The organism is Pseudomonas sp. GV105, from assembly GCF_003058185.1.
GTDB classification, from domain to species: domain Bacteria; phylum Pseudomonadota; class Gammaproteobacteria; order Pseudomonadales; family Pseudomonadaceae; genus Aquipseudomonas; species Aquipseudomonas veronii.
The window spans coordinates 29923-42208 of sequence record NZ_QBUF01000003.1 but is presented as its reverse complement, the minus strand read 5'-3'; the positions used below and the strand labels follow the sequence as shown (position 1 = coordinate 42208).

At 59.6% G+C, this 12286-nt stretch carries 16 protein-coding genes; 8 read left to right on the top strand and 8 right to left on the bottom strand.

Annotated features, from left to right (window positions below; translation table 11 throughout):
- Positions 1-102 precede the first annotated feature (102 nt).
- The gene (locus tag C8K66_RS06400; protein WP_017847198.1) at positions 103-480 is read right to left on the bottom strand and encodes a hypothetical protein; all 378 of its coding nucleotides are present in this window, start codon (positions 478-480) and stop codon (positions 103-105) included.
- 199 nt (positions 481-679) lie between these two features.
- Between C8K66_RS06400 and C8K66_RS06395 the strand changes: the two genes are divergently transcribed.
- The 3 genes from C8K66_RS06395 to def all read left to right on the top strand — a co-directional run bounded on the left by C8K66_RS06395 (position 680) and on the right by def (position 2539).
- Positions 680-865, top strand: coding sequence for a CsbD family protein (locus C8K66_RS06395; protein WP_046382290.1), 186 nt, complete (start codon positions 680-682; stop codon positions 863-865).
- Positions 866-1045: 180 nt separating this feature from the next.
- Complete coding sequence (locus tag C8K66_RS06390) at positions 1046-1996, top strand: YihY/virulence factor BrkB family protein (protein ID WP_046382291.1); 951 nt, start codon at positions 1046-1048, stop codon at positions 1994-1996.
- 3 nt (positions 1997-1999) lie between these two features.
- A complete protein-coding gene (gene def / locus C8K66_RS06385; RefSeq protein ID WP_108524469.1) occupies positions 2000-2539 on the top strand; it encodes a peptide deformylase in 540 nt (179 codons plus the stop codon).
- Positions 2540-2582: 43 nt separating this feature from the next.
- Here def and C8K66_RS06380 read toward each other — a convergent pair whose 3' ends face one another.
- From C8K66_RS06380 to C8K66_RS06360, 5 genes are all read right to left on the bottom strand, one after another.
- A complete protein-coding gene (locus C8K66_RS06380) occupies positions 2583-2999 on the bottom strand; it encodes a GNAT family N-acetyltransferase (protein ID WP_046382292.1) in 417 nt (138 codons plus the stop codon).
- Positions 3000-3396: 397 nt separating this feature from the next.
- Positions 3397-3909 carry a hypothetical protein gene (locus C8K66_RS06375; RefSeq protein WP_108524468.1) on the bottom strand — a complete coding sequence of 171 codons (513 nt, stop codon included), beginning with the start codon at positions 3907-3909 and terminating at the stop codon, positions 3397-3399.
- Between the two features lie 223 nt (positions 3910-4132).
- Positions 4133-4561 (bottom strand): hypothetical protein, encoded by a 429-nt coding sequence (locus C8K66_RS06370; RefSeq protein WP_108524467.1) that lies wholly within the window; start codon positions 4559-4561, stop codon positions 4133-4135.
- A 204-nt stretch (positions 4562-4765) separates the two neighbouring features.
- On the bottom strand, positions 4766-5398 hold the full coding sequence (locus tag C8K66_RS06365) for a glutathione S-transferase family protein (RefSeq protein ID WP_108524466.1): 633 nt from the start codon (positions 5396-5398) through the stop codon (positions 4766-4768).
- Between the two features lie 175 nt (positions 5399-5573).
- Positions 5574-6605: a LacI family DNA-binding transcriptional regulator gene (locus C8K66_RS06360; protein WP_162231529.1), complete on the bottom strand. Its 1032-nt coding sequence runs from the start codon at positions 6603-6605 to the stop codon at positions 5574-5576.
- Positions 6606-6818: 213 nt separating this feature from the next.
- Between C8K66_RS06360 and C8K66_RS06355 the strand changes: the two genes are divergently transcribed.
- The 3 genes from C8K66_RS06355 (at position 6819) to C8K66_RS06345 (ending at position 9179) form a co-directional block, all read left to right on the top strand.
- On the top strand, positions 6819-7352 hold the full coding sequence (locus tag C8K66_RS06355; protein WP_046382296.1) for a gluconokinase: 534 nt from the start codon (positions 6819-6821) through the stop codon (positions 7350-7352).
- An 84-nt stretch (positions 7353-7436) separates the two neighbouring features.
- A complete protein-coding gene (locus C8K66_RS06350; protein ID WP_046382297.1) occupies positions 7437-8789 on the top strand; it encodes a GntP family permease in 1353 nt (450 codons plus the stop codon).
- 108 nt (positions 8790-8897) lie between these two features.
- Positions 8898-9179: a hypothetical protein gene (locus tag C8K66_RS06345; protein WP_046382298.1), complete on the top strand. Its 282-nt coding sequence runs from the start codon at positions 8898-8900 to the stop codon at positions 9177-9179.
- 44 nt (positions 9180-9223) lie between these two features.
- Here C8K66_RS06345 and alaC read toward each other — a convergent pair whose 3' ends face one another.
- Positions 9224-10441, bottom strand: a complete 1218-nt coding sequence (gene alaC / locus C8K66_RS06340; protein ID WP_057004502.1) for an alanine transaminase — start codon at positions 10439-10441, stop codon at positions 9224-9226.
- A 196-nt stretch (positions 10442-10637) separates the two neighbouring features.
- Here alaC and C8K66_RS06335 point away from each other — a divergent pair, with 196 nt between their 5' ends.
- Positions 10638-11120: a GyrI-like domain-containing protein gene (locus tag C8K66_RS06335; RefSeq protein WP_079444565.1), complete on the top strand. Its 483-nt coding sequence runs from the start codon at positions 10638-10640 to the stop codon at positions 11118-11120.
- Positions 11121-11227: 107 nt separating this feature from the next.
- Here the strand turns inward: C8K66_RS06335 and C8K66_RS06330 are convergent, their stop codons facing one another.
- A complete protein-coding gene (locus tag C8K66_RS06330) occupies positions 11228-11722 on the bottom strand; it encodes a GNAT family N-acetyltransferase (RefSeq protein ID WP_017847211.1) in 495 nt (164 codons plus the stop codon).
- A 144-nt stretch (positions 11723-11866) separates the two neighbouring features.
- Here C8K66_RS06330 and C8K66_RS06325 point away from each other — a divergent pair, with 144 nt between their 5' ends.
- Entirely contained in the window at positions 11867-12286 is a 420-nt protein-coding gene (locus tag C8K66_RS06325) for a nuclear transport factor 2 family protein (RefSeq protein WP_046382301.1), read from the top strand.

Here is a 12286-nt window from a genome sequence, read left to right as displayed (position 1 = left end):
TGAGAGGGGGCTTGCTCCCGATGGCAGAGTGTCAGCCACTGCATCGAGTGACTGAACCACCGCTATCGGGAGCAAGCCCCCTCGCACATTCTGACGGCGTTCCTACAGGGTGAATGGCGCGAAGCTGACGCCAGCACCGGCTGGGCGTACATCCTTGAGGAACGAGTCCTTGTCCGCGCTCAGCTCCAGGGTAATCTCTGGCTTGCGCTTGCCCGCATTGCGCACCACCAAGCCTTCGAGCTTTTCACGCAGGAACACCGTCGGCACCTTCAGGTGCAGCAACTGGTCAGTCTCGGCGTTGTGCAGCAACAAGTGAATCCACTCGTACTGGCCCACCGCGATCCGCGCCACCGGCAGGTCGAACCACCAGATGTTGCGTTTGCGGTCCAGGTCGGTGAAGTGGCAGTTGTTGACGCCGAGTACGGCACCGCCCAGTTCCTGGTTTCTGCGGGCGATGGCCTGTGCTTTATTGAGTTTCATAACCTTCCTACGGGATCTGTTATTCAGCGTTGTAGCCTGAATGTGCCGGGCATTCTCGTGGGTTGGCCGCAAAACATAAAGCCAAACCTGCTGCCGGCGATGAAATGCCCGCGTAAAAATAATTGAAACTCTGCCGAACAGCCTTGGGTCAATCTCTAGGTAATGACCAAAACCCCTCGATTGTTCCAGGAGAAATACCATGAGCAGCACATCGGATAAGGTAAAAGGCGTCGCCAACGAAGCAGTCGGCAACATCAAGCAAGGTGTCGGCAAAGTGACCGGCAACGACAAGCTGCGCGCTGAAGGGGTGGTCCAGGAAAAGAAAGGCGAAGTGCAGAAAGCCGTGGGTGATATCAAGGATGCGGTGAAGAAAGCGATCAAGTGACCCTGATTCGCCGGTTGGATTCACCCAGCCCGACGGCCATCCACGGATGGCCGTTTTTGTGTCACCTGAAGCGGTTAATCTTTCGAAATTGTTTCAATGTCGCCAAATAGGCTACCTTGATGTAGAAAACGGCCCCTGAGTCGCCCACGAACCTGACTTTTTGCGGCGAAAGGAGACGCTATGATTTTCCCGGTACTCGATGGTCTCAAGCTGCACCAAGTGCTGGTACGCACGGTCAAGGAATTCGTCAACGACGAGATGTCCACCTACGCCTCGGCACTGGCCTACCAGATGCTGTTCTCGTTGTTTCCGTTCCTGCTGTTTCTCATTGCATTGATCGGTTTCCTGCATTTGCCGGACTTCTTCACCTGGCTGCGCCTGCAGTCGGAACTGGTGTTGCCGCCCCAGGCCCTCGAGCAGGTCAACCCGGTGATCGACCAGTTGCAGCAGTCCAAGGGCGGCCTGCTTTCGGTGGGTATCGTGATTGCCCTGTGGACCGCGTCGGCCGGCGTGCGCCTGATGATGAGCGCGATGAACGCCGCCTACGACGTGATCGAAGGCCGGCCGATCTGGAAGCGTTTCCCGCTGTCGGTTTTCTACACCGTCGGCATCGCTGGCATGTTGCTCGCCGCCGCCGCGCTGATGGTGCTCGGCCCGCAGGTCATGGAATGGCTGGCAGGGCAGATCGGCATGCAGGAATTCGTGGTCACGCTGTGGACCATCTTGCGCTGGCCGCTGATTGTGATCCTGCTGATGTTCGCCGTGGCCCTCATGTATTACGTGATGCCTGACGTGCAGCAGAAATTCCGCTTCATCACCCCAGGCTCGGTGCTGGCGGTGGTGGTGTGGATCGTCGCGTCCCTGGGCTTTGGCTACTACGTCAAAACCTTCGCCGACTACAACGCCATGTATGGCAGCATCGGCGCGATCATTGTTCTGCTCCTGTACTTCTATATTTCCGCCGCCGTGTTGTTGCTGGGGGCGGAGATGAATGCCGTGATCGAGCACATGTCGGCCGAAGGCAAGGACCCGGGAGAAAAGACATTCGATGAAAACACCCATGCCGGTGAAAAAAAGCACGTCTCCGGTCTTGGCCGAGACCATTCCAAGCCCACTCCCGATGAAGTCTGATTGATGATCCGTGAAATCCTGAAAATGGGCGATGAGCGCCTGCTGCGTATCGCTCCGCCGGTCCCGCCGGAAATGTTCGACAGCCCCGAACTGTGGCAACTGATCGATGACATGTTCCAGACCATGGAGCACGTCGGCGGTGTCGGCCTGGCCGCGCCGCAGATCGGTGTTGACCTGCAATTGGTGATCTTTGGTTTCGAGAGCAGCGAACGCTACCCGGAGGCGCCGGCCGTACCGCAGACGATTTTGATCAACCCACTGATCACGCCGCTCAGTCCGATCATGGAAGAGGGCTTCGAAGGCTGCCTGTCCGTACCCGGCCTGCGCGGCGCGGTGGACCGTTACCAGCAGATCCGCTACGAAGGTTTCGACCCCAAGGGCGAACCGATCATCCGCATTGCCGATGGCTTCCATGCGCGGGTGGTGCAGCACGAGTGCGATCACCTGATCGGCCGCTTGTACCCGTCGCGGATTAGCGATTTCAGCAAGTTCGGGTTCATCGAGGTGATGTTCCCCGACATGGACCCGACGGCCGACGAGTAGCCTCCTGACACAACGCAACGCCAACCTCAGCTCCCACGGGAGGTTACAAGGCGCGTTCCATGCCCATCGCGATCATCGGCTTGTTGCGCTTGTAGCGCACCAACCGTTCGCTGAGGGACTGCGGCAGCACGGTATCCTGGGTGAAACCCATGCGTTGATACCAGCCTTCCAGGTCCGGATGACACATCAGCCAGACCGTACCCTCCCCATCGGCCACCGCTTGACGAATCAAGCGCGCCGCCAGCCCCTGACCGCGATAGGCCGGGTCGACAAACACCCCGGTCAGCCATTGCCCGCCCACCACCGGCGTCAGGCATAAGCCGGCGACGATCTCGCGGTCCCGCGCCACCCACAGACGTCCGCCCTTGAGTGCCTTCATCGGCGAATCGTGGTGACGATAAAACTTGTTCAGCAGCGGCCACAGGGGCTCTGCCAGCGGTTCGATGTGCAATTCGGGCATGGTGTTCAGGCAGGCGTTATCCAGGGCCGGGGATTATAAGCGCCTAATGTGCGGCAATAGGTGGTATACCCATTGTTACATCCCCTGTAAGTGGAGCATGCATCATGGCCAAAGGTATGGATTCAAAGAAAGCCGCGAAGAAGAAACCGGCAAAGACCGCCGATGAAAAACGCGCTGACAAGAAAGCCAAGAAATCCGAGACAGGGCTGTTCGGTCACTGAGTTGAACGTGTAGAAGCCTACGATCTGCAAGATGTTCCCGCCTTACCGCACAGAGCAGGACACACCTGCTCTGAGCTGTCGATGCCCAACTAGCGTGATGGCACCCAGTGCCGGGAAATCAACGTCCTGGCACACGGCGTTACTGCGCGACCGAATGGCCCCATTGGCCGGGTCGCTTAGATCGCGGCCAAGGTCTCTTTCACCGATTGCGCTTGTGGCTCTGCCGTCTTCACGGCTACCTGCTGCTCTTGCTGTTGCTTCAGACGATCAGCCACTTGCTTGGCGATTGCATCCTGTTTTTCCTGCGGCATTGTCTGCACCTCCGCCTCGGTCAACCCCTGCTCCTTGAGCAACTGTTCGCGAATGCGTTCGGCCGGGGTTTTACTCATGTAATCGGTGAAGTCTGCGCGCGCGGCACTTGTGGTAGAACCGGCTGCGGGCACATCCGTGGCCGCCGGGGTGGCGGCCGTTGAGGCCTGCAACTGCACGCGGGTCTTGGCGAAGGCTTCGTCGATGCGGTCGGCGGCCTTGTCCAGTTGGGTCTGCGCGGCGGGTACGCTCACACTTTGCTGCGCCGTTTGCAGGGCACCGCTGTACAGCGTGCTGGCGGCAGCGTTGGCGGGGTCCATGTCGGGGCGCTTGAGCTTTTCGACGGTCGACAAGGCTTGAGTGTTGTTGTTAATCAGCATGATCGGTCACCTATGCAAATGTTCGATGCGTCAGCTGGAGCAAATAGCGTGCCGGGTGCTAATCCCAAGGTTTTATGGGCGCTGGCGCGGTCATCGCGGCAAACATTGTCCCGTCGACGGCCAAGCGTTGCCGTCAATGGGCGATGTTTTCCAACGCCTGGTGGCATATGGCACCCCTGGACATTCGCTGATTAATCGCACAAGGGCTCAGTCGATGATGGGGTTAAGCGCCTGTAAGATTCAACTCACCCTGGGTGACCTTCAGTGGTTCTTCGCCCTTGGGCACCTTATGAGAGGTGAAAGAGAATGTCGCAGTGAGGTGCCGAAGTTCCAGATCGATCTTCGTGAGGTGGAATTTCCCGCTGCTGGGCTGGTAAGTCCATGGGTTCGGTCCAAGCGCATGGTAGTAATAGACCTGAACCTTGCCTTTTTCTTGGGCAACATCATATGAGCCAGGCTGGATATCTTTAGCCAATTGAAAGCTCATCAGCCGCTGGCCTTGATTGCTCTTGGCGTCTATAAAATTAGCTTCAGGAAACTCGTGAAATTGGATGTCTTCGGATGTGAAGTTTCCAATGGGATCGTTGATGTTCGCTGTTACCAAGCCATCTGCAGGCTGCGATTTCAGGGCCCGTGACCGATCGTTATCCATGAGCGGATGCCTCCGAGAGGTTATAGGAATTGGGAGCGCCCAATCACTTCGCTGTCAGTCAAACGTCGGTAACGGGTAGCGTCTACTGTCAATGTTGACAGGTAGGCCGCAGTATCCGATGGGTGGTACGAAGCGAGCGTTTTGCTGTCGCAGGCCCCGGTGCGGCGCAGTACGTTGAGTTCTTTTACGTTGTTGTCCTTGGGCTTAGTCATGGCCGTCGAGGGCGAAGGTCTTAAAGCCGGCATGCTGGCCAAGGCGCTGGTAATACGCGGCAACTGCCGGGTAGGACGGGCGCTCCATCGGCGTCATCTGCCAGCGGTGAACCGAGAGGCCGATGAGGATGTCAGCCAGGGTGAATTCGTCGCCGACCACGTAGGCACCGGTCTTTGCCAATTGTTGTTCCAGCAGGCCCATCTTGTCGTGCCAGGCTTGCACGCCCGCCTTGATGCGCTGCGGGTCCTGATGGTCGGGGCTGTTGCGCACCAGGGCCTGGAAGGCATAACCCCAGGACGGGTTGAGTTCGGTGGCTTGCCAGTCCATCCACTGCTCGACCCGGGCGCGGGGGGCGGGCTCGAGAGGCAGCAGGTCGTGGCGTTGGTAGAGGTTCACCAGGTAGCGACAGATGGTGTTGGACTCCCACAGCACACCGTGGTCGTCGATCAGCACCGGCACTTGGGCGTTGGGGTTCAGGGCAAGGAATTCGGCGGATTGGGTCGGCTTGAAGCCGATGCCCCAGTCTTCGCGCACATAGTCGATGCCCAGTTCCTGGCAGGTCCAGAGCACTTTGCGCACGTTGATGGATGAAGCGCGACCCAAGATTTTCAGTGAGTGTCCCATGGTGCTTCCCTGACAGTGGAGAACGCTCAATCTAGCAGGGGGCGGACATTACGGCGATGCCTTCAAGCGGGCACGGTTAAAAATGTGTGTGGGGCCATGGCTTTGCCCACTGGCAATACGCTCAGCTCCCTCAACTGACGAATTGCCAAGGCCACATCGCAATGTCAGCCGCGTCCTACGTGCTCTCCCGCACCTGCAACTCAAACCCCATGTCCACCACCGGCTTGGCGATCTTGTTCCCCGCCATGACCGTCAGCAGATGCTCCGCCGCGCGCCGACCGATGGCCTCGCGCGGCGTGCTGATGCTGCTCAGGCGCGGCACCATGAAGGAGGAGGCGGGCAGGTCGTTGAAACCCAGCACGGCCACGCGCCCCGGGACGTTGATGCCGTGACGCAGGGCTTCGAGCAGCGCACCCTGGGCCAGGTCGTCGTTGCCGAAGAAGATCGCATCCACATCCGGATGGGCCGCCAGCAACTGCAAGAACAACTCGCCGCCCAGGCCCACGGAGGAGGGGCGTGGCGTCAACAGTTCCAGCGCCGGGTCGTACAGCCCGGCCTGTTGCAGCGCACGGCGGAAGCCTTCGCCGCGCAGCAAGGTGCGTTGGTCCAGTTGCGCGCCGATATACGCCAGGCGCTTGCGCCCACGGGACAGCAAATGCGCCGCCGCCGTCTCACCCGCCGCCAACTGCGAAAAGCCCACGCAGTTCACGCCAGCGTTGGGGTCCAGATCCATCATGTACACGCACGGCACATTGCTGGCCTCGACCATCCGTCGCGCGCTTTCGGTCCGATCGAACCCGGTCAGCAGCAAACCCCGCGGCTGGTAGGCCATGTAGTTGCGCAGCAAAGTCTCTTCTTCGTCGCGGGAATAGTGGGAGTTGCCGATCAGCACTTCAAAGCCCTTGGGCCGCAGCACCTGGTGGATCGCTTCGAGGGTTTCGATAAACAGCAGGTTGGACAGCGAGGGCACCAGCACCACCACCGAATGGCTCTGGGCCGAGGCCAGGGCGCGGGCGGCGGGGTTGACCACGTAGTTCAACTCGGCGGCGGCCCGTTGCACTTTTTCCACCAGTTCGGTGGCCACGGTGCTGATGCCACGCAAGGCGCGGGAAGCGGTAATCGGGCTGACGCCGGCCAGGCGGGCGACTTCATTGAGGGTCGGGCGACCCGTGGTGCGCGTATTTTTATCGTTCTTGGAGGTCATCAGGCGGCTTGCCAAACAAAAATCGAGGCACTAAGGTAGCGCTGTCTCCAAACGGCTGCAAATGCTTGAATGCTGGGTTGCCTGATCCAGTTCAAATGCTTGGAGCGGATGCACGCGTCACTCCATAAAAAAAGACAAGACGGCGCGGGAAAAGCCTGTTTTTGCACTAGCCTTACAGCGTGCAAAGGTAGCGCTATCTGCGTCCTGAGGTGTTTCATGAGTCAACCTGTTACCGCCCTGGTCATCATGGGTGTCGCCGGCTGCGGCAAGACCAGCGTCAGCGAGGCCGTGTGCCGCCTGAACGGTGCCACCGCCATTGAAGGCGACAGCTTTCACCCCGCCGCGAACATCGAAAAAATGAGCGCCGGCCACCCCCTCGACGACAACGACCGCGCCGGCTGGCTCGACATCCTGTGCGATGAGTTACGCCGTTCGCTCAAGGCCGGCGAACACCCGGTCCTCACCTGTTCCGCATTGAAAAAGAAATACCGCGACCACCTGCGCGAAGCCGCGCCGGGCCTGGGCTTTGTGTTTCTGGAACTGAACCGCGAAGTCGCCGCCGACCGCGTGTCCCATCGGCCCGGGCATTTCATGCCGGCAAGCCTGATCGACAGCCAGTTCGCCACCCTTGAGTCGCCCATCGGCGAGCCGCTGACCCTGGCCCTCAACGCCAGCGAAGACAGCGTCGAGGCGTTGGCCGAGCAAACCCATGCGTGGTGGTGCAAACACGGTTTTGAACCCGCTCATTAATTTTTGTGTCGGAAAAGATAGCGCTATCTCCGACAACAAATTCAACACCCGCTTTAATAACAACAACAAACAGGAGAGACCCCCATGTTTGGCATGTCCCACGAGTCCTACCTGCTGCTTGATGCAGTGGTCACTATCATTGGTCTGATCTTCTTGATCACCAAGTTCAAGGTTCACCCGTTTATCGCGTTGATCATCGCCGCCGGCTTCCTTGGCCTGACCTCGGGCATGCCCGTGGACAAGATCATCAAGGCCTTCCAGGACGGCTTCGGCGGGGTGCTCGGCTTTGTCGGCATTATCCTCGCGCTGGGTACGATGCTCGGCAAGATGATGGCCGAATCTGGCGGTGCCGATCAGATCGCCCAGACCCTGATCCGCGCCTTCGGCAAGGAAAAGGTCCAGTGGGCGATGATGTTCGCCGCGTTCCTGGTGGGTATCCCGCTGTTCTTCGAGATCGGTTTTGTGTTGCTGATCCCGCTGGTGTTTATCGTCGCGCGCCGTACTGGCGTGTCGCTGATCAAGATCGGCATCCCGCTGCTCGCCGGCCTGTCGGCGGTCCATGGCCTGGTGCCACCGCACCCGGGCCCGCTGCTGGCCATCGGCGTGTTTGGCGCGGACATCGGCAAGACCATTCTGTACGGCCTGATCGTCGCGCTGCCGACTGCCATCATCGCCGGCCCGATCTTCGGTACGTTTATCGCCAAGTACATCCCGGGCAACCCGTCCCAGGAACTGATCGACCAACTGGCCCGCGAGTCGGAGCACAAGACGCTGCCGAGCTTCAGCATCACCCTGATCACCGTGCTGCTGCCGGTGTTCCTGATGCTGCTGAAAACCTTCGCCGACATCGCCTTGGTCGACGGTCATGTGGTGCGCAACTGGATGGACATGATCGGTCACCCGATCAGTGCCTTGCTGCTGGCGTTGCTGCTGTCGCTGTACACCTTCGGTCATCGCCAGGGCATCCACTCCAAGCAGATCCTCAAGCTGCTCGACGCCAGCCTGGCGCCGACCGCCGCGATCATCCTGATCATCGGTGCCGGTGGTGGTTTCAAACAGATGCTGGTGACCAGCGGCGTGGGCGACGTGATCGGCCATATGGCGGTGAACGCGCAGATCAACCCGATCCTGCTGGCGTGGCTGGTGGCGGCGGTGATTCGGGTGGCGACCGGTTCGGCGACAGTCGCGACCATCACTGGCGCAGGCATCGTGGTGCCGGTGGTCGGCATGATTCCGGGGGTTAACCGCGAGCTACTGGTGTTGGCGACGGGGGCGGGTTCGTTGATCCTGTCTCACGTCAACGATGCGGGGTTCTGGCTGGTGAAGCAGTACTTCAACATGACCGTGGCCGAGACGTTCAAGACCTGGACGGCGATGGAGACCATCTTGTCGGTGGTGGCACTGATTTTCATCATGTTGCTGTCGTTGGTGGTGTGACAGCGACCGCGAATACCGCTTGTCGTAACTGGTACTTTTCACAGGTCCGGGTTTTTTCTGAATATGAGGGAATGAAACCCCAAATGTAATTCAGAAAAGGAAATGGCCATGACCAAGGAAAATGAACCCACGCAGGCACTGCCGCCTCAAATCCAGGCGCCGGCAGCCAATACGACTGTCCCTAGCCCTGTCACCATCTCCGGGTTAGTACCCCTGGAAGGTGCCACGGTAACAGTGGAGGACTCGACTGGTAAGTTGGGAGTTGCCGTTGCTATCGGACATAATTGGTCGCTCACCGTCGTTATGACTCCGGGCGCCCACCACATCTCGGCTTATGTTTCTTTTCCGGTGGTTTCAGGTAGTACCGAGCGAAAATTTGTCGTGAAGTAGTCTTTCAAGATAATGGGGCATGAATGCCCCATTACAGTTCGCAGTCAGACTCCAGTCCTGGGCACCAAGCCATCCGCCCTGAACATCCCGCGAATCCCGCGTACCGCCTGGCGAATCCGGTCCTGGTTCTCGATCAGCGCAAAGCGCACATGGTCGTCGCCATATTCACCAAAGCCAATCCCCGGCGACACGCACACCTTGGCTTCCAGCAGCAGCTTCTTGGCAAATTCCAGCGAGCCCATGGCGGCATACGCTTCGGGGATCTTGGCCCAGACGTACATCGACGCCTTGGGATTCTCCACCATCCAGCCCAACTCATGCAGGCCTTTGACCAGTACATTGCGGCGCTGGCGGTACTGCTCGGCGATGTCTTTCACGCACTGTTGGTCGCCTTCCAGCGCGGCAATCGCCGCCACTTGCAGCGGGGTGAAGGTGCCGTAGTCGTGGTAGCTCTTGATCCGCGCCAGGGCGTTGACCAGTTCTGCGTTGCCCACCATGAAACCAATGCGCCAGCCGGCCATGTTGTAGCTCTTGGACAGGGTGAAAAACTCCACCGCAATGTCCTTGGCGCCCGGCACCTGCATGATCGACGGGGCTTTCCAGCCGTCGTAGACGATGTCGGCGTAGGCCAGGTCATGCACCACCAGCACGTCGTACTGCTTGGCCAGGGCGATCACCCGCTCGAAGAAATCCAGCTCCACGCACTGCGCGGTCGGGTTGGACGGGAACCCCAGGATCATCATCTTCGGCTTGGGAATCGAACCGCGAATCGCCCGTTCCAGCTCGGCGAAAAAGTCCACGCCCGGAATCAACGGCACCGAACGCACCTGGGCGCCGGCAATCACGGCACCGTAGATATGAATCGGGTAGCTCGGGTTGGGCACCAGTACGGTGTCGCCCTGGTCCAGGGTGGCCAGCATCAAGTGCGCCAGGCCTTCCTTGGAACCGATGGTGACGATGGCTTCCGACTCGGGGTCGATATCCACTTCATAACGGTCCTTGTACCAGCGCGAAATCGCCCGGCGCAGGCGCGGAATGCCTTTGGAGGTGGAGTAACCGTGGGTGTCTTCACGCTGGGCGACGGTGACCATTTTTTCCACGATATGTGGTGGGGTCGGGCCGTCAGGGTTGCCCATGCTCAAGTCGATGATGTCTTCGCCGCGCCGACGCGCAGCCATCTTCAGCTCGGCAGTGATATTGAAAACATAGGGGGGGAGTCGATCTATGCGCGCAAAGCGGCGCGGCAAACCTTGGTCGGCCATTGTTGCCTCGAGAGTACGTAAGCGCCCGGAACCGTCCGAGCGACGTCGGCCACTGCGGTGGCCTGCGGGGCAGACAATACGGTTGATGATGGCCAGTTGTCCAGATGCGTAGGAAAAATTTCTACATGCAGTGCAATCCGGATATACCCCTATACTCAATACGGGTTTGTTCTCTCATAAGAAGGAGACTGTTCAGATGGATCAGCAGACGCAACAACCGTTAGAGCCGCGCATGGAAGAGGGCAAGGCCCTGGTGATCGCCGGGGTGCAAGGGCATTATTCGAAGGCCACCATCGGGGATATTCCCAAGTTGTGGGGCGTGTTTGACGAGAGCGTCAAGTACATCAAAAAGCGTTTGGGCGGCTTTACCTACGGGGTTTGTCATAACCCCAGACACGATGAGTTCGACTACATCGCAGGGGTTGAAGTCCCCGCCAAGGGCGATGTGCCGAGCAATTTCGAGTTCATCGAAATCCCGCCGCATCACTATGCCGTGTTCGCGCACTACGGCGAGGTGCACGCGTTGCCGCAGACCTACGAGCGGATCATGTTCGAATGGTTGCCGCATTCCGGGTACAAGGTTGCCGGCGTGGATTTCGAGCGGTACAGCGCGGATTTTGATGTGAGAAAGGGCCTCGGCACCGTGGAGGTCTGGCTGCCTGTGGAAGCAAAGGCCTGAAGCGCCGGCCGAAGATGATGGCGACTCTTCGGCCGTTTTTCCTGCGCGGGAATGCTCATGATCCAGCGTCCCCTCAAGCGTTGGTCGCTGTCATCTCAACGTGACATCTACTGCGGCTCCAAGCCCCGACTCAAACGGCGCTCATACCCGACCCGCCCTTTGTACGCCTCCCCGCGATCCACCCAGCCCAGCCCCAGGTACAAGCCCATCGCCGCGACATTGTGCGTGTCCACCGACAACTCCAGCGCCTTGATCTGCGGCCACGCCTGAAGCGCCGCCGCGGGTAGCGCCTGCAGGCAGGCTTTGCCAAATCCCCGGCCCTGTTGGCTGCGATCCACCTGTAACGCGTGCAGCGTGGCGCTGTGGGCATCGGCCCAATGGGGCAGGCATGGCGGGCATTTGAGCAGGAGGAAGGCCACGGGCACATCGTCGGCCAGCAGCGCAAAGCCTTTGATGCCGGGGCTGGGGTTGACCAGCAGGGTGTTGAGTGCGCAATACATGTCGCCGCAAAACGGCAACTGCTCAGGGTGAACTTCGATCGCGCCGACTTGCTGTGTTTGCACAGCGTTCAGCGCCTCGTAGGCGACAAGGCGGGTTTGCATCGGGGCGTCCGAACGGCTGCAAAGAAGGGCGCAGTCTATCGGGTTTGCACGCTGCGAGATTTTTTTTCAGCGCGCTGTCGATCGGGCGGCGGGCCATTCGACTAAGGGTGTCTCTGAAGATTTTCACCCCCCAGGAGTATCGCCATGAACACTGCAATCCACACCCTGATCAAACAATGGAAACAAGCCGTCGTCGCCAAGGACATCGATAAGATTGTCAGCTTTTACGCCGACGATATCATCGCGTTCGACGCGGTTAGCGCCCTGCAGTTCAAGGGCAAGGCGGCCTACCGCGCGCACTGGCAGGCGTGCATGGAAGTCTGCCCCGGCCCCGGTGTGTTCGACTTCCATGAGTTGCATATCGTCGCCGCCGACAACAGCGCCTTTGCCCATTGGCTGGCTCACTGCGGTGGCACCGGCCCGGACGGCGTGCTCAAGACCTGCTGGATGCGCGTCACCGTCGGTTACCAGCGTGTCGACGGCCAATGGAAGGTGGTGCATGAGCATTGGTCGGCCCCCTTCGACATGGCCACCGGCGTCGCGCTGTTCGACCTGAAACCTTGA

Coding starts and splice junctions, on each gene's coding strand:
- alaC (WP_057004502.1), bottom strand. CDS start 10,441: ATGGCCGACCAAGGTTTGCCGCGCCGCTTTGCGCGCATAGATCGACTC.
- C8K66_RS06380 (WP_046382292.1), bottom strand. CDS start 2,999: ATGCCCGAATTGCACATCGAACCGCTGGCAGAGCCCCTGTGGCCGCTG.
- C8K66_RS06375 (WP_108524468.1), bottom strand. CDS start 3,909: ATGCTGATTAACAACAACACTCAAGCCTTGTCGACCGTCGAAAAGCTC.
- C8K66_RS06350 (WP_046382297.1), top strand. CDS start 7,437: ATGTTTGGCATGTCCCACGAGTCCTACCTGCTGCTTGATGCAGTGGTC.
- C8K66_RS06335 (WP_079444565.1), top strand. CDS start 10,638: ATGGATCAGCAGACGCAACAACCGTTAGAGCCGCGCATGGAAGAGGGC.
- C8K66_RS06330 (WP_017847211.1), bottom strand. CDS start 11,722: ATGCAAACCCGCCTTGTCGCCTACGAGGCGCTGAACGCTGTGCAAACA.
- C8K66_RS06365 (WP_108524466.1), bottom strand. CDS start 5,398: ATGGGACACTCACTGAAAATCTTGGGTCGCGCTTCATCCATCAACGTG.
- C8K66_RS06355 (WP_046382296.1), top strand. CDS start 6,819: ATGAGTCAACCTGTTACCGCCCTGGTCATCATGGGTGTCGCCGGCTGC.
- C8K66_RS06395 (WP_046382290.1), top strand. CDS start 680: ATGAGCAGCACATCGGATAAGGTAAAAGGCGTCGCCAACGAAGCAGTC.
- C8K66_RS06400 (WP_017847198.1), bottom strand. CDS start 480: ATGAAACTCAATAAAGCACAGGCCATCGCCCGCAGAAACCAGGAACTG.
- C8K66_RS06390 (WP_046382291.1), top strand. CDS start 1,046: ATGATTTTCCCGGTACTCGATGGTCTCAAGCTGCACCAAGTGCTGGTA.
- C8K66_RS06325 (WP_046382301.1), top strand. CDS start 11,867: ATGAACACTGCAATCCACACCCTGATCAAACAATGGAAACAAGCCGTC.
- def (WP_108524469.1), top strand. CDS start 2,000: ATGATCCGTGAAATCCTGAAAATGGGCGATGAGCGCCTGCTGCGTATC.
- C8K66_RS06370 (WP_108524467.1), bottom strand. CDS start 4,561: ATGGATAACGATCGGTCACGGGCCCTGAAATCGCAGCCTGCAGATGGC.
- C8K66_RS06345 (WP_046382298.1), top strand. CDS start 8,898: ATGACCAAGGAAAATGAACCCACGCAGGCACTGCCGCCTCAAATCCAG.